We start from the raw sequence: 22,886 nt of genomic DNA on the forward strand, positions 1-22,886 counted from the left end.
GAGGCCTGGGGCTGGTGGCCGTCGGCGGCGGCGATCAGCACGTAGCTGCCCGCGCTGGGCGCGTCGAGCCCGTAGGAGCCGTCCGCGTGGGCGACCGAGCGGCCGAGCTGACGGCCGCTGAGCGAGATCAGCGTGACCGCGGCACGGGCCACACCGACACCGTCGGCGTTACGGACAGTCCCGCGGACCCCGTAACCGGACTGCCCGTACCGCAGTTCGCCCGGCCACGTGGGCATGGCCCCCGAGGACTGGGCCCGCTGCTCAGGTGCCGTGGCGCGCCGGGCATCGGAGACGGCAGCGCCCGAAGCGGACTCGGCCACGGACGCGCCCACCCCGGCGGGAACGCGCTCGCCCTCGGGCCCCGGCACGGGCACGGGCCCGCCGGAGGGCAACGGCCCCGGGCCGCCGGAACCGGGACCACCGGAACCGTGACCGTCAGAACCCGGGCCGCCCCCGGAGCCCGGTCCCGCGCTCTCCGGGGAGCCGCCCTCCAGGTTCTCGCGCAGGCCCTCGCCCTCCACATCGACGTTCGGCAGCGCGCGGTCCAGCCACTTGGGCAGCCACCACGCCTTCTTGCCGAGCAGCGCCAGCACCGCCGGGACGATGGCCATGCGCACGATGAACGCGTCGAAGAAGACGGCGACGGCGAGACCAAAGCCGATCATCTTGACCATGGCCTCGCTCGACCCGATGAAGCCCGCGAACACCGCGATCATGATGACGGCAGCCGCGGTGACCACCCGGGCCCCGTGCCGGAATCCGGTCACGATCGCCTGTCCTGGCCGCTCCCCGTGGACGTACGCCTCGCGCATGCGCGTGACGAGGAAGACCTCGTAGTCCATCGCGAGCCCGAAGACGACACCCACCATGAAGATCGGCATCATCGACATGACGGGCCCGGTCTCCTCGACGCCCATGACGTCGGCGAGCCAGCCCCACTGGAAGACGGCGACGACGGCGCCGAGCGCGGCGAGCACGGAGAGCAGGAAGCCGAGCGCGGCCTTGAGCGGCACCAGGATCGAGCGGAAGACGACGATCAGCAGCAGGAAGGCCAGTCCGACGACGAGCGCCAGGTACGGCAGCAGCGCGTCGTTCAGCTTCTCCGAGACATCGATGTTCATCGCGGTGGAGCCGGTGACCAGCACCTTCGCATCGGTCTCGGTGGTGATGTCGCCGCCCGCTTCGCGGATGGCGTGCACCAGGTCCTCGGTCTCGGTCGAGGACGGCTTGGAGTCGGGGACCACGCTCAGCATCGCGGTGTCGCCGGTCTTGTTGAACGTCGCCGGGGTCGCCGTGACTACGTTGTCCAGGCCCTTGACCGTCCTGGCCACCTCGCTGACGGCAGCCTTCGGGTCCTCGCTGTCCTTGGCGTCGACGACGACCATCAGCGGGCCGTTGAAGCCGGGCCCGAACCCGTCGGAGAGCAGGTCGTAGGCCTTGCGCTGCGTGGTGCTGGTCGGCTGCGACCCGTCGTCGGGCAGACCGAGTTCCAGCGAGGAGGCGGGGATCGCGGCGGCGCCCAGGCCCACCACGCCGAGCAGCAGCACGGCGATGGGGCGGCGGACGACGAAGCGGGCCCAGCGGGTGCCCGTCTTCGGCTTCTCCTCGACGATCCCGGCGCCCGAACCGGCACCCGTACCGGCGCCCGTGCCAGCGCCCGAACCGGTGCCGTCACCCGTGTCCGCCTGCGCGGGGACGCCGCTGTGGGCGCCACGGCCGCCGCCGCGCCGCGCGCGCTTCGCGCCGATGGGCCGCACCCGCTTGCCCGCGTAGCCGAGCAGCGCGGGAATCATGGTGAGGGCGATGAGGACCGCGATCACGACGGTGCCCGCCGCCGCGATGCCCATCTTGGTCAGCATGGGGATGTTGACGACGGCGAGGCCGACCAGCGCGATCACGACCGTCAGGCCCGCGAAGACCACCGCGGATCCCGCCGTGCCGACGGCCCGGCCGACCGCGTCCTCGCGCTCACGGCCCTCCGCGAGTTCCGCGCGGTAGCGGGAGACGATGAAGAGCGCGTAGTCGATGCCGACGGCGAGGCCGATCATCATCGCGAGGATCGAGGTGGTGGAGCCCAGATCGAGCGCGTTCGCCAGTGCGGTGATCGTGGAGACGCCGATGCCGACGCCGATCAGCGCCGTGAGCAGCGGCAGCCCGGCGGCCACCAGCGAGCCGAAGGTGATGACCAGCACGATCGCGGCGACCGCGATGCCGATGACCTCCGTCGCGCCGGTCTCGGGCACCGCCTGGAGCGCGTCGCCGCCGATCTCGACGGTCAGCCCGCCCTCGCGGGCCTTCTCGGCCGTGTCCTCCAGCGCGTCGCGCGAGGAGTCCGCCAGCTCCATGCCGGAAACCTCGTACGAGACCTGCGCGTACGCGGTCGTGCCGTCGCGGCTCACGGCCTTGGACCGGAACGGGTCGGCCACGGAGGCGACTTCGTCGCCGGTGCCGAGTTCCTTGACGGTCCGCTCGACGGCGGCCTTGTTCTCCGGTGAGGCGATCTTCTCGCCGTCGGGCGCCTTGAAGACGACACGTGCGGTGGCACCGTCGGCGCTCGCCCCGGGGAAGCGGTCTTCCAGCAGGTCGAACGCCTTCTGCGCCTCGGTGCCGGGGATCGAGAAGGAGGTGGTGCCCGCCGCGGGCGCCTGTGCGGCACCCACGCCCGCGAGGGTCAGCAGGGCTATCCAGATCAGGGCGACGAAGTGCCGTCGCCGGAAGGCCGTTCGGCCCAGTTTGTAGAGGAATGTGGCCACGAGGACGTACTCCCGGTCGGGTCGTAGGGTCTTGCGGGGCAGGGGGCATCGGCCCGACGACGTGAGCGGTCGCGTCAGGTGCTGAGAGGGTTCGGTGTGGCTGGTACGGGGCTACCTGATGGACGGGTCAGACGCCGAGGGCGGGGAGTACCACGGCGTCGATGTACGAGAGGAGGAAGTCCTGCGTGGGTGGCAGTTCGTCGATCAGGGTCCGGGTGCCGATCGCGCCGACCAGCATGTGCAGGACGTACTCCCGCGCGGGGTTGTCCGCGCGGACCTCGCCCCGCTCGACGGCGCGCCGCAGCATCCGCCGCAGCTCCTCCAGCTCCGGTTCGATCAACAGCTCGCGGAAGGCGCGGAGGAGGTCGGCGTTGCTGTGCACCGCCGTGGCCAGGCCCCGCATCAGCGCGGAAGTCTGCTCCACCTGGCAGTCGTCCTGGCACAGGGCCAGCGCGTGGAAGTCGCCGCGCAGGGACCCCGTGTCGACGTCGGCGAGGCTGAGCGGCTTCTGGTGCCGCAGCGCCCTGACGACCAGCTCGGCCTTGCCGCCCCACTGGCGGTAGAGGGTGGCCTTGCTTGAGCGGGTGCGGGTGGCCACGGCGTCCATGGTGAGCGCTTCGTAGCCGACCTCGCCGAGCAGGCCGAGCACGGCCTCGTACAGCTCGGCCTCGCGCTCGGGCGACATACGGCTGCGACGTGCCACTGCGGCATCGGACATGCTCATCCACTCCTGCGGCCACCCGCGCCGACTGCTCCGACTGCTCCGGGCGCCGCGAACACTGCGATCACTGTAAACGAAACGGTTTCGTACTGCGCCGAGCCTAACCCGGTGGTTCAGCGAAACGAGACCGTTTCGTACGTGGCCTGCGTCACGTCCCCGCGATCCCGCCGCGCGCGGGGACGGACGGAGGTCGCACCGTGCGGGTCACACCGTGCAGTGCAGGGGGCCGCCGTTGAAGGCGATCATGTCGGCGAGGGGGTCCTTGAGGGGCAGGTGGACACCACGGGGGCGGCCCTCGCACTCGGCGTAGGCGCGGTGCAGGTTGCCGACGAGGCGTTCGGGCTCCGCCAGCTCCGCGTACGGGCCCAGGTCCGCACGTCGCGCCGTCTCCAGCGGCGACCACCCGGCGGCCGTGCCGTCGGCGGCGAGGTGCTGAATCCAGCGCAGGTACTCCGCCGTGCGGTCGAGCACCTCGGGACCCTCGACCGGCCCGTGCCCGCTCACGACGACCTCCGGGTCCAGCTTCTTCAGCGTGTCCAGCACCTCCAGGGAACCCTCCACCGAGCCCATGAGGACGAAGGGTGTGCACCCGGACCAGGTGAGGTCGCCCGCGAAGAGGATCCGGTGCTCCGGGAGCCAGGCGACGACGTCACCCGTGGTGTGGGCGGTGCCGTGGTGGAGCAGTTCGGCGCGTACGGCGCCCGCGTGGAGCGTGAACGCGTCGGTGAAGGTGAGGTCCGGCAGCCTGAGCGCTATCTCGTCCCAGCCCGCCTCGGGCCATATGGCGGGCAGGTCGATACCGTTCCTCGCCATCGCCTCCCTGGTCTCGTCGTGCGCGATGACCGTGCTGCCGGTGAAGTGCCCGGCGCCGAAGTGGTGGTCGCCGTGATGGTGCGTCAGCACGACGCGGGTGACGGGCAGTTCGGCGCGGGCGCGCACCTCCGCCGCAAGGCGCCGCGCGCCCGCGTAGGTGGCGGTGGCGTCGATCAGGGTGACGCCGTCCTCTCCCACCAGGACGCCCGCGTTGCTGACGCACCAGCCGCCGCGTGGCTGGAGGTAGGCGTACACGGCGCCGGGGACCAGCTCGGTCAGGTGGGGCTGGGTCGAGCCCTGGGACCGCTGCTGGGGCGAGGGGGCCTGGGAGGAGGTGCGCTGGGCGGGAACGGAAAGGTTTCGCACGGTCTCTCTTCGCGGGGTGTGTGGTCGTCGACGGTGTGGCCGGGGCCGTCGGATGGATGGTGCCAGGCGGCCCCGACCAGGAGATCATCCACTGTGGACCTGTGCGCAACCGGCCACCCGCCGGGAGGTCAGGGTGCCGTGACGACCGGGTTTCCGCCCGCGCCCGCGACGATCCGGCCCGGGCACAGGCCGCGCGCCGCGAGCCCGGAGAGTATCTGCGGCACGGCGTCGACGGTGGCGCGGTACCCCCCGTCGTGCATGAGGATGATCCCGCCCGCGCGCAGGGTCGCGGCGGCCGCGACGATCTGCTGCGTCGTCGCGTTGTTCCAGTCCCGGGTGTCCACGTTCCACATGACCTCGGCCATACCGAGCCGCGCCGCCGTGGCCTTGATCTGGGCGTTGGTCTCGCCGTAGGGCGGGCGGAAGAGGGTGGGGGTCTGCCCTGTGATGCGCTGGATGGTGCTCTGGGTGTTCGCGATCTCCTGATAGGCCGCGGACTCGCTGAGCTGCGGGAGGTGGGGGTGGGTGTAGGTGTGGTTGCCGATCCACATGCCCGCCGCGTGCACCGACCGGAGCAGGTCGGGGTACTGGTCGGCGTGCTGGCCCCAGATGAAGAAGGTGGCCTTGGCGCCGCCCGCGCGCAGTGCGTTGAGCAGGGCCGTGGTGGAGGTCTGGTGCGGGCCGTCGTCGTAGGTGAGGCCCACATATCCGTTGGGGCAGTTCGCCCACGCCCGTCCGCCGCGCTGCTCCCCCGCCGAGGTGCCCGTCGAGTCGTCCGGCGATGTCCCCGTCGAGGCCGCGGGCGAGGGCGCCGCCGTGAACGCCAGGGTGGCGGCAGCGGCGACGGCGACGAGAGTGGCCCGCACCTGGCGGCGCGCACCGCGCGGGCGTTGGCGTGGCACGTGACGGCGGGCCGGGTGACGGCGGGGTAAGTGACGACGTGTACGGCGCATGGGTGGCGGGTCCTTCCCGTGTGCGGGGCTGGGCGAGATGGCGAGATGGGCGGGCCGCGAGGGGCGGCCCGTGGGCCGGGAGTGCGGGGCGGGGCGGGGGGGGCGGGGGTTTGCCCCCCGCGGGCCCGCCCCGCGGGCCGGGGCTCGGCGGGGGGGGGGGGCCGGCGGGTGGGGTGGGGGGGGGCGGCGTATGCGGAGCAAACATCGCCCCGCCTGCCGCCCCCGCCAGGGAGCCGCGGCTATCGGCGAGTCCGCGGCTCCCGGGTCCTCCGCCCGGTTCGGCGGGCCGTGCGGAGGACCGGTCGGAGGCCGGTCAGAGGAACGGCCAGTGGACGGCAGGAGGACCGGCCGGGGTCAGGGGCCGGTCGGCCGCCCGGTCAGGACGCCGTGCAGGAGGTGACGGTGGGTGTCGCCCACTCGCCGTTGGCCATGACCGTGAAGCCGAAGCTCGTCGAGGCTCCGGCCGCGACCGTCCCGTTGCCGCTCGGCTTCATCGTCATGACGCTGCCGCTGGAGTCCCAGGAGGGGGTGCCGTTCCAGGTGGTGGAGACCCTCTGCGGGGAACGGATGGCCACGGTCACCGTCCAGTCGCTGACGGCGGCGCTGCCCGCCGTCACCGTGACCTTGCCGTTGAAGCGGTCGCCCCAGCGTTCGGCCGGGGAGTACGTCGCGGTGCACGCCTTGGTGCCGCCCTCGCCGCCTCCGCCGCTCGTGCCGCCGAGCGCCGTGAGCACGGCGTTGTACGCGGGCTTCTTGTTGTAGTTGCTGTCGAACAGCAGCGGGGTGCCGCTGGCGCGCCAGGAGTACTTGTCGGTCACGCCCCACACCGTGATGCCGGTGCAGCGGGAGACGGCCAGGCACGCCTGGACGACGCGACGGTAGTTGTCGGCCTGGGCCGTGCCGGAGCCCTCGATGTCCAGCTCGGTGATCTGCACGTCGACGCCGAGGTCGGCGAAGCGCTGGAGGTTCTGCTGGTAGTCACCGGGCACGGGCGAGTTGCTGTTGAAGTGGGACTGGAAGCCGACGCAGTCGATGGGCACACCGCGCGCCTTGAAGTCCTTCACCATGTTGTAGACCGCGTTGCTCTTCGCGTTCTGCCCGTCGGTGTTGTAGTCGTTGTAGCAGAGCTTGGCGTTCGGGTCGGCGGCGCGCGCGGTGCGGAACGCCTCCTCGATGAACCCGTTCCCCAGCTTGTCCTGGAAGGGCGAGCTGCGTCGCGCTCCCGAATTCCCGTCCTGGAACGCCTCGTTGACGACGTCCCACGAGTGGATCTTTCCCTTGTAGTGCTGCATCACGGTGGTGATGTGGTTGTTCATCGCCGAGCGCAGATCGTTCGCGCCCAGCCCGCTGACCCAGCCGGGCAACTGGGAGTGCCACACCAGCGTGTGACCGCGGAGTGCCATGCCGCGGCTCTGCGCGTGGCTGGCGATCCGGTCGGCCGCGGCGAAGTTGAAGGAGTTGCGGCTGCTCTCCAGCGCGTCCCACTTCATCTCGTTCTCGGGCGTGACGCTGTTGAACTCGGTGTTCAGCGTGGACACGTACTGCGACTCGCCGAGGTGGTTCGCGGCCACGGCGGCGCCGAAGTACCGCCCCTTCTCGGCCGCCGCCGCGCCCAGCGTGCTGGCCGCTGCGGCGGACTCGGTGGCTCCGGAGGCCCTGGTGGCTCCGGCCGCCGTGGTGGCGCTGGTGGCGGAGAGCGTGGCGAGCCCGGCCGCCGCGAGGATGCCCGCCGTGCCGACGGCGAACACCCTGCGGACACCCGGCCGAGTACGTCCGCGTCTGTGGCCGGGAGAGGAATCGATGACCATTGGTGCCCCTTCTGCGGGGGGCCGGACGGTGGGGGGCTGCCGTCCGGCTGTGCGGGTGAGGACCGTGCACAGCGCTGCCGGGTCCGTCGCGCGACGGGGGGTGCAGGCCCGGCAGCGCCGCAGCGATTGGCGCCGATCGTTGCGGAGTATGCTGCGGCCCCGTCGCAACGTCAACACATCTTTCCGGAAACGTTCCGGAAGTAGATGCGACGCCGTTGACGCGCTGAATTCGCGAAAATATCGCACTCGTGACGGGTCATCAGGGCCTAAACGGCCGGGCGTTCCTCAGTTTCTGGCTCATTTCTTACCGGTAACTGGGATAGGATTACCGGTAAGCGGAACGGCACCGTACCCGTCGCCTCACAGGCCGTGGCGCCGGTCGCCCATCGCCACCTCGCAGACGCGGGCCTCGGCCTCGGCCGGGAACAGCGCTCGCCGCGCCGCCACGGCCCGACGGGTCTCCTCGGTGACGAGATCGGCGTTGATCTGGGCCCCCGCACCGGCACCCTGCGCCGCGGCGGCGCCCACCTGAGCCGTCAGATCCGTGACGTTGCCCGCGACCCACACACCGGGCACGTCGGTACGGCCCGTCGCGTCGGAGGGGACGTACGTGCCGACGCCACCGGGGTGTTCCACTGCCCGCAGCCCCAGCGACTCCAGGAACCCGGCGCGTGCCTCCATCCTCGGCGCGACCACCAGCGCCTCGCGCCCGATCACCGTGCCGTCGTCCATCCGCACCCCCACGAGACGGTCCCCTTCGACCTCCAGCGACGCCACCTCGCCGTCCACCACACGCACACCCCGGGCCGCCAACTGCTCGGCCTCGTCGCCCGTCGGCCGCGCCCTGGTGTGGGCGAAGAAGGTCACATCCTCGCTCCACTGCCGGAACAGCAGCGCCTGGTGCACCGACATGGGACCGCTGCTCAGCACGCCGATGGCCTGGTCACGGACCTCGTAGCCGTGGCAGTACGGGCAGTGCAGCACCTCGTGCCCCCAGCGCTCCCGCAGCCCCGGCACGTCGGGCAGTTCGTCGGCCAGTCCGGCGGTCACCAGCAGCCTGCGCGCCCGCACGGTGCGGCCGTCGCTCAGCGCCACCTCGAACTCCCCGCCGGGCCGTGACCCGGGCCCTTCGCCCTCGGCACCCTCGGACGGGGCCCCCTCGCGGGTCACCGCGGCCACCTCGCCGGAGACCACGTGGCCGCCGTAGCCCCTGACCTCGGCACGCCCGCGCTCCAGCAGCTCGGCCGGGCTCATCCCCTCCCGGGCCAGCAGCCCGTGCACCCCCTCGGCGGGGGCGTTGCGCGGGGCGCCCGCGTCGATCACCACCACGGAACGCCGTGCTCTTGCCAGCATCAGCGCCCCGTTCAGACCCGCGGCGCCACCGCCGATCACCACCACGTCGTAGCCGCTCTCCAGCCGATCGGTCACCTTGACCACCTCCTTGCGGACGACCATGCGCCAACGTCCCCGTAAGAGCAAACACTGTTGCCGTTCCAGCAAAGCGGAGGGGCTACGGTACGCGCCCCGGACCACCCCGTACCGCCTGCCGCACGGCCCTCGTACGCTGAGCCCACCGCCGCCCCGAAGGACTCGAAGGACCCGCAGAACCCGAAGGAGCCGCCTCATGACAGCACCGCACGCGCCCGCGCCCGGACCCGGACCCGGACCCGAGGTCCGCACCACGGCGGGCCGGGTGCGCGGACGCCAGGAGGGCGGGCTCGCCGTCTTCCGCGGCATCCCCTACGCCCAGGCCCCCACCGGCGAGGCCCTGTTCGCGCCGCCCGGCCCGGCCGCGGCGTGGGACGGCGTACGCGAAGCCCTCGCCTTCGGACCGCCCCCACCCCAGGGGACGATGCCCGGCATGCGCCCTGAACCCCCGGTGCCCGGCGACGAGTGGCTGACCGTCAACGTGTGGACGCCCGCGCCAGGACCGGCGAGCCGCCTTCCCGTGCTGGTGTGGGTCTACGGCGGCGCCTACATGTCCGGCTCGGCCGACAACCCCGGCTACGACGCGGCCCGGCTCGCCCACGAGGGCGGCCTCGTCGTGGTCACCCTCAACTACCGGGTCGGAGTGCTGGGGTTCGCGCACATCGAAGGCGCCCCCGCCAACCGGGGCCTGCTCGACCAGGTGGCGGCGCTGACCTGGGTACGGGAGAACATCGCGGCGTTCGGCGGCGACCCGGGCCGGGTCACCGTCTTCGGCGAGTCCGCGGGCGCCGGGTCCATCGCCGCGCTGCTGACCATGCCCCGCGCCACGGGGCTGTTCCAGCGGGCCATCACCCAGAGCGTGCCGGGCACCTACTTCTCGGCCGAGCTGGCCTCGGACATCTCCGCGGCCATCGCCGCCGAGGTCGGGCTGCGCCCCGAGGCCGCCGCACTCTCCGGCGTCGGCCCGCACGCGCTGACCTCGGCCGGGGACGCAGTGGCGGCCCGGCTGCGGCAGTACGAGGACCGCTGGGGGCCGGTCGCGCACACGCCCACGCCCTTCTCCCCCGTCGTCGACGGCGACGTACTGGCCGCCACGCCCTGGCAGGCCCTCGCCGACGGCGCGGCGCGCGACGTCGAGCTGATCACCGGTCACAACCGCGACGAGTACCGCCTGTTCCTCGCCCTCGACGGGCGCCTCGGCACCGTCACGGAGGAGCAGGCGGACACGGCGCTGCGCATCTTCGCCCCCGGCCCGGACGGTGCGCGTGCCTTCCGGGCCGCGTATCCGGAGCTCTCGGCGGAGGAGCTGTGCGAGCGGGTCCAGTCGGACTGGCTGTTCCGCATGCCGTCGCTGCGGCTGGCCGAGGCCCACACGGCGGGCGGCGGACGCGCGCACGTCTACGAACTCACCTGGCCCGCGCCCGCCGACGGCGGCGTACTGGGCGCGTGCCACGCCCTGGACATCCCCCTGACCTTCGGCAACCTGGAAGCGGGGCTCGCGCCCCTGTTCCTCGGGCCGGAGCCCGGGCCCGGGGTTTCGGCGGAGGCCGAGGCCCTGTCGGCGCGGTTCCGCGCGGCCTGGACCGCCTTCGCCGTCTCCGGCGACCCCGGCTGGCCCGCGTACACCGAGGAGAAGCGCCTCGTGCGGATCCTCGACGCCGAACCGGAGATCGCCGCCTACCCGGAGGAGACCTCCCGCCGCCTGTGGCGCGACCACCCCTTCGCGGCCCTGCCCCTGCTGGGGACGTGACCGCCGCCGCGGCACCGGACACGGGGCCGCAGGTCCGACGGCAGGCGGTCGGACGGCGCATGTCCGACGGCGCACGCTGGCGGCCGGGGACCCCTCACTAGGGGGTTGAGGGACCCCCGGCCACGACCCCGCGGGGCCGTACACCCCCTTCGACGGCGCGCCGCGCGGAAAGGTTCACCAAGTCCGGAGACTTTTCCCCCGCCGCTCCGTCCGCCGCACCGTCCGCCGCTCCATGAGAAGAACATTCGCCGTTGTTTCCCTGGTGCGTACGGCCCGCGCAACAACGTCCCGCCGCGCAAGACTCGTCGCGGATGAGGCCACCAGAGCCGTCGGGACAGCGCAGGTACGGGGGGATTCATGGACGTGGTCAGCAGCGCCGGTGTTCCCGCGGAACCCCGGTTCGTCCTGCGGCGCGGGGAGGGCGCGAGGCGCCCGGTTCCCGACGGCGTGCCCCTCGGGGCACGCGGCGGCCCGTACAGCCGGTGCGGCGCGGAACAGGACGCAGGGGACCTGGTTCTGGTGGAGGCCACGCCTCCCCGCCAGGCCAGGACCGCGCCGCACCACCCTCACCACCCTCCCGCGAGCGAGGCACTGCTCCCGTACGTCCCGCGCACGCTGCTGGCGCAGATCCGCGCCTACATCGCGGGCCGCCTGGGCGACGCGGAGCTGACCCCTGAGGTGATCGCCTCGGCGCACCACATCTCCCTGCGCTATCTGCACAAGCTCTTCCAGCAGGACGGGCACACCGTGGCGGGCTGGATACGCGAACGCCGCCTGGAGCAGTGCCGTCGCGATCTCGCCAACCCCCAGTTGACCACCCGGCCCATCCACGTCATCGCGGCCCGGTGGGGGTTCACCAACGCCGCCCACTTCAGCCAGGTCTTCCGCGGCGCCTACGGCCTCTCCCCACGCCAGTTCCGCCAGCACTGCGCGGCGGTGCGCGCGGCCTGACGGAACCGTTCCGGGCCGCCGTACCGGCGCGTGGAGGTGCCCTGGCCCGCACCCCGTTCGGCCTTGCCCGCGTGGCCTCTGCCGCCGGTTCGCCGGAAGGTGGAGGGACGCCGTGACCCCCCGCGGAACGAACAGTGGAAGGGCGCCGTCCCAGCCGCCCTGGGGTGAGAGAACGAGGCCAGGCGATGTACACGAGCATCACGACGGAACGCCCGGATCCGCACGAAATCGAGAGACCCTTCCGGAAGGGCTCCGGAGTCCTCATGCGCTGGAACCCCGCGGAACACGCCCGGCTGCGGACCGCCATGAGCTCCCTCAAGGAGTTCCTCTCCGGCACCGAACGCGAAAGCACGTTTCCGGGGATGGACAAGCTGGAGGCCAGCCGGCAGAGCTTCTGGGTGGCCGCGAGAGGTCTCCATCGCCCCTTGGTGGAGGACGAGGAATTCCTCGGTTCCCTGGACGGCGATCGTTCAGGAGGCCGCAGGGGCGCGGAGATCCTGAGATCCCGCCCCGACGTCTCCTCGGCCCTCGAGCGGGTGAGACGGACGCTCGACGGAGCACTGCTCACGGCCGCCCGCGCCGTCACGGTGCCCCGCGACGTCCTGCGCGGAGTCACGGTGCGCTACCGGGTCGTGCGGTACGCGGCCGGGACGGCGGACACGTCGGGGATCGGGCTCCACCCGGACGGGAACGTGCTCTCGGCGCTGGTGACCGACGGAGACGGCCTGACGCTGTGGCAGGACAGGAACACGTTCGTCTCCCCCGAACGCGACGGCACCCTGGTGCTCCCCGGATCGATTCTGTACCGATGGTCGGAGGGACACTACGAGCCCACGTTCCACCGGGTGGAACTCGACGAGCGCCACGAGCCCAAATTCTCGATGGTCGCCTTCCTGAACTTCCCGGACAAAGCCCCGCTGGCGTACTGGCGGTCCGGCGGCACACGCCTCTACTTCAACGACGTGCAGGCGAGCAAGGAAAGCGACCTGGACCGCTTTGGGGACATCGCGGAACTGTGGAAGAGATTCTTCTAGCCGGAACCGGTGCCCGGAAGGTCATGCGCTCATGGTGGCACGCAAGCAGCGGGAGGTCCCGGAGACGGAGCGGCCGGGACGTGCGGGAAAGCGCGTGGGCGGCGCCTTGAACGGCGGGCGTCCGCCTGCCACATGGGACGTTTTCCTGAGTTATTGCAGCACGGACGCGGAAAAGGTCCGGATGCTCGTGCGCGAGCTGAGGGGCGCCGGGCTGCGCGTCTTCCGGGACGCCGATCAACTGCCGTACTTCGGGTCCGTCTCGCAGCGCCTGCTGAGAGAGATCAGCGCCTCCCGCGTACTGGTCGCGTACTACTCACGCGACTACGCGGAGAGCCGGCCGTGCCAGGAGGAGCTGATGCACGCCTTCCTGGCCGGGCAGCGGGCGGGCGATCCGCTCAAGAGGATCGTCTTCATCAATCCCGAACTCGACACGGAACACGTGCACCAGCACGAGCTGCGGCGCGACGCGAACTGCCTGACCGCACCCCGGTCGAAGAGAGCGCTCAGAGAGGTCGCCGGGGCGGTGCTGGACGCCGCGCGGTCGCACCCCGACGGGATCGGACCCGAGGGGACGGAATGCCCCCGGCCCGCGGCTCAGCCCGCGACGCGGGGATCAGGTCTGTTCATCTGCCGCTACCGGGAGGAATGGGAGCTGCACGCCATTCTGAACCGGCACGAGATCAGGGTGACCGACGGCCGCTCTCCCGCGCTCGCCGTCGTGCACGGCCCTCCGGGTGTGGGCAAGAGCATGCTGGTGGCGGACTACGCATACCGTTTCCAGAGCGCGTATCCGGGCGGCACCGGATGGCTGAGCGCGGACGATGCCCCCGGCCGGCCGGGCGGACGCGGAAACCGGCCCGCCGGGAGAAGCGGGGGGCGGGTGCTGCGCGTCATCGACGACGTCCCTGAGAACCTCCCCGAGAAGCAGCTGAACGAGCTGCTCGCCCCCCTTCCGGACGGCCCGACGGTGCTCATCTCCAGATTTCCGCAGCAACTGCCCTGCGGCGCCGGCCTGGCCGTCCGGCAGATGTCGTACGGGGACTTCGTCCACGCCTTCCAGGAGCCGCTGCTCCGCGACGACTCCGGCGCGGAACTGCTGACGAGCATCTACGCGTCGGGAGGAGGGCATCCGGCGCTGCTGAGGATTCTGGAGGGCAGAGTCGCGAAGTACGGTCTGCGGGCCGTCGCCGAGGACTTCCTCAGTCCGGCTTCCACGCTCGCCCGGCCCGTCGCGGACACGCTGCTCGCCTACGTCGAAGGTGTGGGTGACTCCACGCTGGACCTGATGCGCGCACTGTGTTACCTGCCGGTTCCGGCGCCGGTGTGTCTCGTGCGGGACATCCTCGCCGATGATCCTGACGAGAGGAGCGGTGGCCGGACACGCGATTCCCCGCGAGCGGTCGAGGCGCGGCTCTCCCGGTGTGCGGATCTCGGGCTGATCCGGATGAGTGGGGGCGAGGTGTGGGTCTCGCCCATCGCCTCGTACGTGTTCCGGAACTTCGACGCCGACTGGGTACGGCACGACCGGGTCCGCCGGGCCGCGACCTGTGTCTCCGCGCCGTCCCCCGCCGGGAACAGGGCCGGTGCGCGTCTTCGGAAGCGCCGGGACGCGGAAGAGCGCGAGCGCCGGGCAGCCTTCGGCCTTCAGGTGGCCTTCGCGGCATCGGACCTCACCGTCCGGGTGCACAAGAGATCGGACCTGAGGAAGTCGCTGAACAGCGTCAGAAAGCTGCTGCGTGCGGCGCGGTCGGCCCTCGAAACGGCGGGATCGGCCACGACGCTCAGAAGCGGAACGCGCGTCGACCATGTGCAGCACAGCGTCATGAACCTGTTCAACCTGTTGCAGCCGATCGTGGTGGAGTGGGAGTCGAGGCTCTGCTCGTACCTCGAGCTGCGGCCACCGGGCGTGGAACGGCTGGCGCACGAGGAACGATGGCAGCACCGGGAGGAGGTCTGGCGCCAGCTGGAGACCGCGGTGGCCGAACTGGACGAGATCAGGAGCGAGCTGGCCCATGTGACGGGGGCGGGCGAAGGCTGGGTGAGGTGACGGACGGCAGGCGCCCTCGCGCCGGTGTCCGGCCCCGGCCGACCGCGTCGTGCAGCAGTTCCGCGGCCACCGATGTCCCGTCGGTACGGACCGTGCCGGCGACGGCCGTCGCTCGTGCCCGGGTTCCGGGGGCCAGGGCGATGCCGAGCGCGGCCGACAGGGAAGCGGCGGTCGGCTGCGCGCCGTCGTGTGCCGCTCCGATACCGAGAGCGGCCACCCGCCCGGCCCAGTAGGGCTGGTCCACTCCCTGGGGTACGACCACCTGGGGCGTCCCGGCCAGGGCGGCGGTCGTCGTGGTTCCCGCGCCGCCGTGGTGCACGACGGCGGCCACCCGGCGGAACAGCGCCTGGTGGTTGACCTCGCCGACGGCGAAGCAGTCGTCCTGGCCGTCGGCCGGGCCCAGTCCGGCCCAGCCGCTGGAGACGAGCGCGCGGTGGCCGTGCGCGCGGACCGCCGCGAGGGCCGCCCGGGAGGCGTCCGCCGCCGAGCACAGGGACGCGCTGCCGAAGCCCACGTACACCGGGGGCGGCCCGCTGTCCAGGAAGGCTTCCAGCGCGGCGGGGAGCGGGCGCTCGTCCGGCAGGATCCACGCGCCGGTCTGTACGACGTCGAGACCGGCCGGTTCCCGCCACGGGCCCAGGAGGGGATCCGCCGCCAGCCACGGGCGGCCGGTGTAGATGTGATCGCGGACGCTGTCCACCGGGGGCAGGCCGATCGCGGCGCGGTGGGTGTTGAGCGCGGCGCCGAACAGCACGTTGTAGTTCTCGGCGTCCAGATCGTTCAGCACCCGGTTGTCGGTGACACCCGGTGGGAACGGCCGGCCCGGCAGCGGATACGGCGGGTGATGCGGCGACGGCAGGGTGGTCGGCTGATAGCTCGCGTACACGTAGGGGATCCCCAGCTTCTCGGCCACCGACCGCGTGGCGAACTGCTTGACTCCGGTCGCCACCACCGCGTCGCACCCCTCGGCCGCCGCTGCGACCGCGCCGGAGTGCGCGGCGATCAGCTCGGCCGTGCGCCGGGGCAGGTCCTCAGGGCGCGGCGGCTTCCTGGCTGTCATGGCCGGGCGCACCGGTGAACCGACCGGCACGAGCGGCACGCGGACGCGGGCCAGCAGCTCCGCGAACTCCTGGTCCGGCGGCGCGCACATCCGCACGTCCGCGCCGAGTTCCCTGAGCCGCAGCGCGAGCCCCGCCAGCGGTTCGACGTCCCCGCGCGACCCGTGGGTCGACAGCAGAACACGCATGTCGCGACTCCCGTCCGCGGCGGCATGGCCCGGTGCTCGCCTCCGCACCTTCGGTGCGCTATTTTTCCATAAAGGCGCCAATAATCCCTTTTGCTGGAGTGTCCGCGTCGGCAGACGGCCCCGTCGACGCCGGCCACCCTTTTCCCTCCCACCCGCCCGGAACCGGAAGGCGGCGCGTGATGTCCGTGGTCGCCGTCTGGAACTGGTCCCAGGCCGGGGTGCGGAACTTCGGCGACGAACTGGGGCCCGCGCTGCTGGAGCGGCTGGGGTACCGGGTCCGGCGGGTTCCGCACATCGGCGAGGCCGATGTGATCGCCTGCGGCAGCGTCCTGGAGTACACCCAGCAGGCCCGTCCGGGGCTCATCGTCTGGGGGTCAGGGCTGATCAGGGGCGGTGAGTGCGATACCTCCCGGCTCGACGTCCGTGCGGTACGCGGGCGCCTCACCGCTCGTCGGCTCGGCGTCACGGTGCCACTGGGCGACCCGGGACTCCTGGTCTCGGCGCTGTGGGACCGGCCGCCGGTCCGGCATCCGGTGGGCGTCGTTCCGCACTACCTCGACGACCGTCCGTACCCGTGGGCGGACACCGTGATCGATGTGACCCGTCCGGTGGACGAGGTGATCGCGGCGGTGGGCGAGTGCGCCGCCGTCCTCTCCAGTTCTCTGCACGGAGTGATCGTCGCCCAGTCCTACGGCATCCCCGCCATGCGTCTCCACCATGACCAGGTGCTCGGCGGCGACTTCAAGTGGGCCGACCACGCGACGGCCCTCGCGGAGCCCGTCGAGGCGCTTCAGCAGGGTTTGTTGGCGGCGCTTCGGCCATAGGCGGGTCCGCCCAGGGCCGAATCGGCTCACGTGCGGGCGGCCTCGCCCTGTAGCGCGTCACCAGCAGCGCGGAGACGGCGAGCCACGCCGCGACGGCGCAGAGCACGAGCACACCGGAGGGCGGCGGCGGGGGCAGGGGCCACGACAGCGGTGCCGTGGACGTGACCGTGCCGAGGCGCTGGGTCGCCGCCGCGTACATGCCCGTGGGGAAGACAACGCACCACAGTGCCGGTGCGTAGACCAGCGGGACGCGACGCCGAAGGTGCCGCCACACGCCCGCTGCCAGCAGCACCGGGATCAGGAGCGTGGCCCACACCCAGGTGCCCAGCAGCGCGGTGTCCAGGTCTACGGAGCGCACCCGCGCGGGCAGTTGGCACCCCGCGAGGAGGGTGATGGCCGCGGCGCCCCTCGTGATCCAGTACGTGGGGTCGAGGTCCTGGGGGCCCGGCGGGCTGCGCAGGAGCCGGTGGCCGAGCACGGCGAGCGTCGCCACGTAGAGGAGTCCGCCGCAGCACCACAGGGCCGCCGCCACGACGGCCGCGCGGGGCCCCTGGTGCGTGGCGGTGAGCGCGACGACGAGGGATTGCAGGCCCACCGTGGCCAGGAACCAGGAGCCGTCGGCCTGCTGGAGCGCCCCTAGGCCGTGCGTGCGCGGGGCGCGGACGGCCGCCGTCGCGACGAGGGCCCAGGCGGGCGCCGCGACGACGAGAAGCACGGTGGCCAGGCCAGTGGCCGTAGCGCGGTGGTGCTCAGCCCTGTGGCGAGGTTTCGATGAGCGGCCCGTTGCGGGCCAGTCGCAGCGCGGCGGCGCGGTCGGCGGGGGCCGGTCCCGGCAGGGTGGCGCAGACCGCGTGGAGGAGGTCGGCGTACGGGCTGTGGTGGTCGGTCAGTGCCATGCGCAGGAGTTCGAGAAATGACCGTTCCTGGCGAGAAATCACCGACGGCACAAGGGAAGAACGTGTCAGCGCTCGCGGTCGCCCGGGACCACCAGGCCGGACTCGTAGGCGAGGACCACGAGTTGCGCGCGGTCGCGGGCGCGGAGCTTGGCCATGGCCCGGTTCACATGCGTCTTCGCGGTCATCGGGCTGATCACCATGTGATCGGCGATCCCGTCGTTGGACAGCCCCCGCGCGACCAGCGCGACGGCCTCGCGTTCGCGGTGGGTCAGCGCTTCCAGCGCCGTGTCCGCGTCGGCCGGACGGAGCGGCTGGGCGACATACCGGCTGATGAGCTTGCGGGTGATGGCGGGGGCGAGCAGCGCGTCGCCGCGCGCGACGACACGTACCGCGTGCACGAAGTCGTCCGGCACGATGTCCTTGACGAGGAACCCGGCGGCTCCGGCACGTAGCGCGTCGAAGACGTACGCGTCCAGTCCGTAGTTGGTCAGGATGACGACGTGCACCCCGGCCAGGTCCGGATCGGCGGCGATGTGCCGGGTCGCCTCGATGCCGTCCATGACGGGCATCTGGATGTCGACGAGGGCCACGTCGGGCAGATGTTCCCTGGCCAGTGCCAGGCCCTCCTTGCCGTCACCGGCCTCGGCCACCACCTCGATGTCGTCCTCCAGGCCGAGGAGCGCGCGGAATCCGCTGCGGATGAGCAACTGGTCGTCGACCAGCAGGACACGGATCATCGCGTCCCGTCCACGGGAGGTTCGGCGGCCCGGCGAGGACTTTCGGACAGGAGAGGTGGTTCGCCCCGGAGAGGACGTCCGGTCCGGCGAGGCGACCCGTCCCGGAGAGGACGTCCGGCCCGGAGAGGGGAGCCGGTTCGGAGGGGGAGTTCGGCCCGGACCGTGAAGCCGCCCTCGTCGCGTGGTTCCGCGCGCAGCCGCCCGCCGAGCGCCACGACACGTTCGCGCATGCCGAGCAGCCCGACGCCGGGCACGGGCGCACCCTCCCGCGTCGCCTCGCCGTCGTCGTCGACGCGTACCAAGAGCGCGTCCTGACGGCGGTCGATGCGCACCGACGCCGACGGGACACCCGCGTGCCGGGCGACGTTGGTGAGCGACTCCTGGACGAGCCGGTAGACGGTCCGGCCCACCGCGGCGGGCACGTCGTCCCCGCAGCCTTCCCAGGGCGTGACCGTCAGCGTCACGTCCAGGCCGAACGCGCGGGCCCGTTCCGCCAGTTCGGGTATGTCGTCGAGCCCACGGGGCGGGGCCGTGCCGTCGTCGCGCAGCACCTCCAGCGTCGCCCGCAGCTCCCGCGTCGCCTCACGTCCGGCCTCCTGGATCGCCAGCAGGCTCTCGGGCACCGGCTCGCCACGCCTGCGGGCCGTGTGCACGGCGACTTCGGCCTGCAACTTGATGACCGAGATCTGGTGGGTGAGCGTGTCGTGCAACTCCCGCGCGATGTGCAGCCGTTCCTCGTCCGCGCGGCGCCGCGCGGTCTCCTCCCGGGTGCGCTCGGCCTCGTCAGCGCGCCGCTCGGCCTGCCGCAGCGCCTCGCCCGCGGCACCGGCCGCGACCAGCCAGGCCAGCTCAAGGGCGCCCCTGGCCTGCGCGAACGCCGCACCCGTGTCGTGCGGGCCCGAGGCCAGCGCCGCGAGGGGCAGAGTCCCCAGCACGGCCACGCTCGCCACCACCGTGGCGATGCGGTGTCCCGCCCGTACGGCCGCGTACACCGCGAACAGATACGCGACGGCGGGCACGTCGAACCCGACGGCCTGATGGCCCACCGCGCACAGCCCGGTGACGGCCAGGACGGGAACGGGGGCCCGACGGCGCGCGGCCAGCGCCAGGCCCCCGGCCGCCAGCAGCGCGTAGCCCAGCAGGCCGAGGCCCGTGGCCGGGCGCTGCGCGCTCAGCCCGGTGATCAGGAGCGCAGCCGCCACACCGAGGGCGATCGCCCAGTCCCCGAGCCCGATCCGTCCCCGTCCCCTGGCCATGCGCGCACCCTAGCCGGACGGCCGCGCGGGCGAGTCCCGCGCGCGGACGACAGGCCGCTACCGCGACCGCGGTACGTCCACGGCTCCTGCGGCGTCCACGGCAGCCGGATGCGGTGCCCGTGGCAGTGCGAAGTGTCCGCGTCCGGCGGACGACCAGGGGCGCGGCCGACGGTCATGATGCACGCGCCATCCCGTCGCGGGACCGGTCACCGGAGCCGCGGGAGAAGAAGGAGCCCTCATGCCAGCACGGTTCGGACTCGAACTCGGACTCGGACTCGGACCCACCGCGCCGATGGACATGTACGCCTCGGTCCAGCCGGTCGCCGCCGACGCCTACGCCATGAGCGCCGGACGGACAGGAGCCGTCGTGGCCGCGCTCATGGCGCTGACCGCGGTGCTGGTCGGCGGCCTGGCGCTGGCCCGCCGCACCGCTCGCGTCGGCATCAGGTCCGAGCGGACGGGGGCCGACGCGGCGCTGGCCGCGGGGCTGCTCGGTGCTGCCCTCGGTGCGCTGGTCGTGGCCACCGCAGACGGCGGTCTCGGCACCGGCAACGGGCTGGGCGGGGGCATCGTGGCGCTGGTGCTGGGGCTGCTCGGCACGGTGCTGGGCGGGCTGGCCCGCGCCCGACACACTCGCGGCGCGGGCCGCACGCACGGCGCGGGTCGCACTGGCCGCTCGGCCGACCGGGGGCGGACGCCCGGCCCCTGACGACGGCCTCCGGCAGGTCGAGGGCGATGTCGGTGTCATGTCCTCCTGACCGCCGGCCATTTCGCGGCGGCCGACCTCGACGAGGATCGCGCGGGTGTCCAGCCCGTACCGTCGCGCCGCGTCCGGCCGCCCCGCCGAGGGCGGTCCACCCGGCCGATGAGAGAGTGCCGAAGGCAACGGATACCGGTGCGGACGCGCACACGTACGCGCGCACGTACGCGCATGCGCACGCAGGACAGAAAAGGCACAGCCCGGTGACAGGTCACAGCGACACGGCCGTACTCGACGACCCGGTGGGTGAGTCGCTCCGCGGCAGCCACGCGCATCTCGCGCGCGGCCTGGGCCGGGCGGTCACCTATTCCCGGCCGTTCGCGACCTTCTCCGCCGTGTCCCCCACCGCGGACGCGGCGGAATGGGCCGACCTCGCCGAGCTCCTCGGCCACGGCAGAGTCGCCGACATGTTCTCGTGCCCGGTGCTGCCGCCACCGGAGTGGGAGGAGGTCTTCACGCTGGAAGGCCGCCAGATGGTCCGGCCCGACGGCGCTCGGCCCGACCACCCCCGTACCGCGCCCGACCCCGACATCGTCGAACTGGGCCCGGAGGACGTGCCCGAGATGCTGGAACTCGTCGAACGGACCCAGCCGGGGCCGTTCCGGCCGCGCACGCACGAACTCGGCACCTACCTCGGCATCCGCGAGAAGGACACCCTGGTGGCGATGGCGGGTGAACGGCTCCGGCCTCCGGGGTGGACCGAGATCAGCGCCGTCTGCACCGCGCCCGAGGCACGTGGCCGTGGCCACGCCGCACGCTTGGTGCGTGCCCTCGCCGCGCGTGTCCTGGACCGTCGCGAACGGCCCTTCCTGCACGTGGCCGAGGCGAACACCGGCGCGCTCGCGCTCTACGAGCGACTCGGCTTCCGGACCCGCGCACAGGTGACCTTCCGCGGGTTCCGCATCCCGTGACGGCCGCTGGCCGAGATCCAACTTGACGGTCCCCTCCGGCATCACGGACGGTACGTAAGTGGTCACGGGAAACGTCTTCCCGCCCGTCAGCGGCCGGACCGTGCCGCGACGGGAGCATCGCACCCGCAGAGGTGCGCACGGGCCACATGCGTCTCTCCGCACGGCAAAAAAACCGGTCGGCATGGTTTTCCATAGAGGGTGATTCCGGACCTACGGGCCATTGGGGATTTGAGGCCGCCTCTTCGCAAAATGGCCAACGGGTCACCCCGTACGCGCACCCGAAACAGACCGTCCGCCATTTCTGAACAGTCACCGTCCAGAAATGGCCATCCGAGGGGCGCGTGACCGGAATCCATCGCGTGCGCGGCGCACCGCTCCGGCCGAGCGGCCGATGGTTCGACCAGTCATTTCACGCCGTCGCAACAATTTCCGGCGCCTGCTTCGTTACCGGCCAGGTTCTTTACCGCCACAAGGAGAATGGCTCATTCCGGTCTTGGTCTACACCACTCAACGTTGAACGCATTCATGTGCGCCTTTATGTTCGAAAGAACGTGATCGGCGAACAGAATGGATTCGGCGTGACACTTTCTGTGAATGAGGCAACGACAAATGCCTATGCCGCCGGCGTCAGTCACTACGCGTCACCCGGGCGGCGCGACAGCGTGAAGCAGAAATGGGAGGAGCCGGTCACGCACGAAATCATCGCGACGGCCACAGGGCCCGTTCCCGAGGATTCTCCGTTACGGGTCGTGGATGTCGGCTGTGGAGGCGGTGACGGGCTGCGGCTCTTCACCGAGGCGCTCCCGGAGGCGGAACTCGACTACCACGGGATCGACATCGACGAGGCGTTGCTCGCGCTGGGCCGCGATTCGGCCCCTGAAGGGGTGCGTGCACTCTTCAGCCGGGGCGACATGCTGTACGACATCCCGGATCACCCGGCCGACGTCTATTTCTCGTGCGGCGTTCCGTACTCCCATCTGACCGAGGAAGAACTCGGTCACGTCCTGCGGCAGATCTTCGGGAAGATCCGCAGCAACCGCACATCCTCCACCGTCGTGGTGGACGTACTGGGGCGCTATTCCATCGAATGGTGGACCAGGTGGCAGGAGAGCCGCTGGGACTACCGCATGAGCTTCTTCCACAACGGAGAGGAATCCGTTCCGACCCCCATGTCCTTCTGGGACTCGCAGTCGCTCATCGGCTGTATCGGACGGGCCTCCCGCGACTCCTCCACCACCGTGAACACGGTGAGTTTCCACGACCGGTCGATCATGACAGGCCGGCACACCACCACGGGAGAGTTCAACCCCGGCCTCGCGCCGTACAGGACCCTCATCAACCACCTTGAGGACGAGGGTGACGACGTCCGTGCCCACGACCTGCTGTTCCCCCACGAGACCCCGCTGGCACCGTCCGCCATCACCGCCTTCCACCAGACCTTCCGCCAGAAATGGAATGAGGTGGTCGAAAAGTACAGCAAGGGCTCCGTGTTCGTTCCCAGGGACCGGATGAAGAACCTTGCGAAGAGCCTCCGGGAAACAGAGAGGCATTATTCTCCCGGGCTCGGTGTGGGACACTCCCTCACTGCGGTGATCACCGTCGACCAACACCCGTAAGAGACAGGCACGCAAG

At 72.0% G+C, this 22,886-nt stretch carries 19 protein-coding genes and 1 pseudogene; 8 read left to right on the plus strand and 12 right to left on the minus strand.

Annotation, left to right across the window (positions count from 1 at the left end; genetic code table 11):
• From ACWGJ2_RS31220 to ACWGJ2_RS31245, 6 genes are all read right to left on the minus strand, one after another.
• Positions 1-2,753: MMPL family transporter (locus tag ACWGJ2_RS31220; protein ID WP_453349646.1), on the minus strand; the 2,753-nt coding region annotated here is incomplete at its 3' end.
• Between the two features lie 127 nt (positions 2,754-2,880).
• Entirely contained in the window at positions 2,881-3,471 is a 591-nt protein-coding gene (locus tag ACWGJ2_RS31225) for a TetR/AcrR family transcriptional regulator (protein ID WP_453349647.1), read from the minus strand.
• Between the two features lie 207 nt (positions 3,472-3,678).
• Positions 3,679-4,653 carry an MBL fold metallo-hydrolase gene (locus ACWGJ2_RS31230; protein ID WP_453349648.1) on the minus strand — a complete coding sequence of 325 codons (975 nt, stop codon included), beginning with the start codon at positions 4,651-4,653 and terminating at the stop codon, positions 3,679-3,681.
• Between the two features lie 128 nt (positions 4,654-4,781).
• Positions 4,782-5,519 carry a polysaccharide deacetylase family protein gene (locus ACWGJ2_RS31235; protein ID WP_453349649.1) on the minus strand — a complete coding sequence of 246 codons (738 nt, stop codon included), beginning with the start codon at positions 5,517-5,519 and terminating at the stop codon, positions 4,782-4,784.
• Positions 5,520-5,983: 464 nt separating this feature from the next.
• Positions 5,984-7,414: an endo-1,4-beta-xylanase gene (locus tag ACWGJ2_RS31240; protein ID WP_453349650.1), complete on the minus strand. Its 1,431-nt coding sequence runs from the start codon at positions 7,412-7,414 to the stop codon at positions 5,984-5,986.
• A 360-nt stretch (positions 7,415-7,774) separates the two neighbouring features.
• Complete coding sequence (locus ACWGJ2_RS31245; protein ID WP_453349651.1) at positions 7,775-8,869, minus strand: NAD(P)/FAD-dependent oxidoreductase; 1,095 nt, start codon at positions 8,867-8,869, stop codon at positions 7,775-7,777.
• A gap of 169 nt (positions 8,870-9,038) precedes the next feature.
• Here ACWGJ2_RS31245 and ACWGJ2_RS31250 point away from each other — a divergent pair, with 169 nt between their 5' ends.
• The 4 genes from ACWGJ2_RS31250 to ACWGJ2_RS31265 all read left to right on the plus strand — a co-directional run bounded on the left by ACWGJ2_RS31250 (position 9,039) and on the right by ACWGJ2_RS31265 (position 14,624).
• The gene (locus tag ACWGJ2_RS31250) at positions 9,039-10,592 is read left to right on the plus strand and encodes a carboxylesterase/lipase family protein (protein WP_453349652.1); all 1,554 of its coding nucleotides are present in this window, start codon (positions 9,039-9,041) and stop codon (positions 10,590-10,592) included.
• Positions 10,593-10,949: 357 nt separating this feature from the next.
• Entirely contained in the window at positions 10,950-11,543 is a 594-nt protein-coding gene (locus ACWGJ2_RS31255; protein ID WP_453349653.1) for a helix-turn-helix transcriptional regulator, read from the plus strand.
• A gap of 263 nt (positions 11,544-11,806) precedes the next feature.
• Positions 11,807-12,577 carry a 2OG-Fe(II) oxygenase family protein gene (locus ACWGJ2_RS31260; RefSeq protein ID WP_453349654.1) on the plus strand — a complete coding sequence of 257 codons (771 nt, stop codon included), beginning with the start codon at positions 11,807-11,809 and terminating at the stop codon, positions 12,575-12,577.
• A gap of 31 nt (positions 12,578-12,608) precedes the next feature.
• Positions 12,609-14,624, plus strand: a complete 2,016-nt coding sequence (locus ACWGJ2_RS31265; RefSeq protein ID WP_453349655.1) for a TIR domain-containing protein — start codon at positions 12,609-12,611, stop codon at positions 14,622-14,624.
• Here the strand turns inward: ACWGJ2_RS31265 and ACWGJ2_RS31270 are convergent.
• Positions 14,572-15,870: a glycosyltransferase gene (locus ACWGJ2_RS31270; RefSeq protein ID WP_453349656.1), complete on the minus strand. Its 1,299-nt coding sequence runs from the start codon at positions 15,868-15,870 to the stop codon at positions 14,572-14,574. The two genes, ACWGJ2_RS31265 and ACWGJ2_RS31270, sit on opposite strands and share 53 nt — an antisense overlap.
• Before the next feature lie 179 nt (positions 15,871-16,049).
• Here ACWGJ2_RS31270 and ACWGJ2_RS31275 point away from each other — a divergent pair, with 179 nt between their 5' ends.
• On the plus strand, positions 16,050-16,694 hold the full coding sequence (locus ACWGJ2_RS31275) for a polysaccharide pyruvyl transferase family protein (RefSeq protein WP_453349657.1): 645 nt from the start codon (positions 16,050-16,052) through the stop codon (positions 16,692-16,694).
• On the opposite strand, the gene ACWGJ2_RS31280 is transcribed toward ACWGJ2_RS31275, so the two are convergent.
• The 4 genes from ACWGJ2_RS31280 to ACWGJ2_RS31295 form a co-directional block, all read right to left on the minus strand.
• Positions 16,612-17,418: an SLAC1 family transporter gene (locus tag ACWGJ2_RS31280; RefSeq protein WP_453349701.1), complete on the minus strand. Its 807-nt coding sequence runs from the start codon at positions 17,416-17,418 to the stop codon at positions 16,612-16,614. The genes ACWGJ2_RS31275 and ACWGJ2_RS31280 overlap by 83 nt on opposite strands.
• A gap of 25 nt (positions 17,419-17,443) precedes the next feature.
• Positions 17,444-17,590 carry a hypothetical protein gene (locus ACWGJ2_RS31285; RefSeq protein ID WP_453349658.1) on the minus strand — a complete coding sequence of 49 codons (147 nt, stop codon included), beginning with the start codon at positions 17,588-17,590 and terminating at the stop codon, positions 17,444-17,446.
• A gap of 65 nt (positions 17,591-17,655) precedes the next feature.
• On the minus strand, positions 17,656-18,327 hold the full coding sequence (locus ACWGJ2_RS31290) for a response regulator (protein ID WP_453349659.1): 672 nt from the start codon (positions 18,325-18,327) through the stop codon (positions 17,656-17,658).
• Complete coding sequence (locus ACWGJ2_RS31295; RefSeq protein ID WP_453349660.1) at positions 18,324-19,583, minus strand: sensor histidine kinase; 1,260 nt, start codon at positions 19,581-19,583, stop codon at positions 18,324-18,326. Before ACWGJ2_RS31295 ends, ACWGJ2_RS31290 begins: the two co-directional genes overlap by 4 nt.
• 238 nt (positions 19,584-19,821) lie before the next feature.
• Here ACWGJ2_RS31295 and ACWGJ2_RS31300 point away from each other — a divergent pair, with 238 nt between their 5' ends.
• Positions 19,822-20,292 carry a DUF6223 family protein gene (locus ACWGJ2_RS31300; protein ID WP_453349661.1) on the plus strand — a complete coding sequence of 157 codons (471 nt, stop codon included), beginning with the start codon at positions 19,822-19,824 and terminating at the stop codon, positions 20,290-20,292.
• Positions 20,293-20,296: 4 nt separating this feature from the next.
• Here the strand turns inward: ACWGJ2_RS31300 and ACWGJ2_RS31305 are convergent.
• Positions 20,297-20,412: pseudogene (locus ACWGJ2_RS31305) on the minus strand (4-hydroxy-2-oxovalerate aldolase); the annotation flags it as partial.
• Between the two features lie 134 nt (positions 20,413-20,546).
• Here ACWGJ2_RS31305 and ACWGJ2_RS31310 point away from each other — a divergent pair.
• Complete coding sequence (locus ACWGJ2_RS31310; protein ID WP_453349662.1) at positions 20,547-21,254, plus strand: GNAT family N-acetyltransferase; 708 nt, start codon at positions 20,547-20,549, stop codon at positions 21,252-21,254.
• A 341-nt stretch (positions 21,255-21,595) separates the two neighbouring features.
• Positions 21,596-22,870 (plus strand): class I SAM-dependent methyltransferase, encoded by a 1,275-nt coding sequence (locus ACWGJ2_RS31315; protein ID WP_453349663.1) that lies wholly within the window; start codon positions 21,596-21,598, stop codon positions 22,868-22,870.
• Positions 22,871-22,886 lie beyond the last annotated feature (16 nt).

This window comes from Streptomyces sp. NPDC054796 (assembly GCF_053611545.1).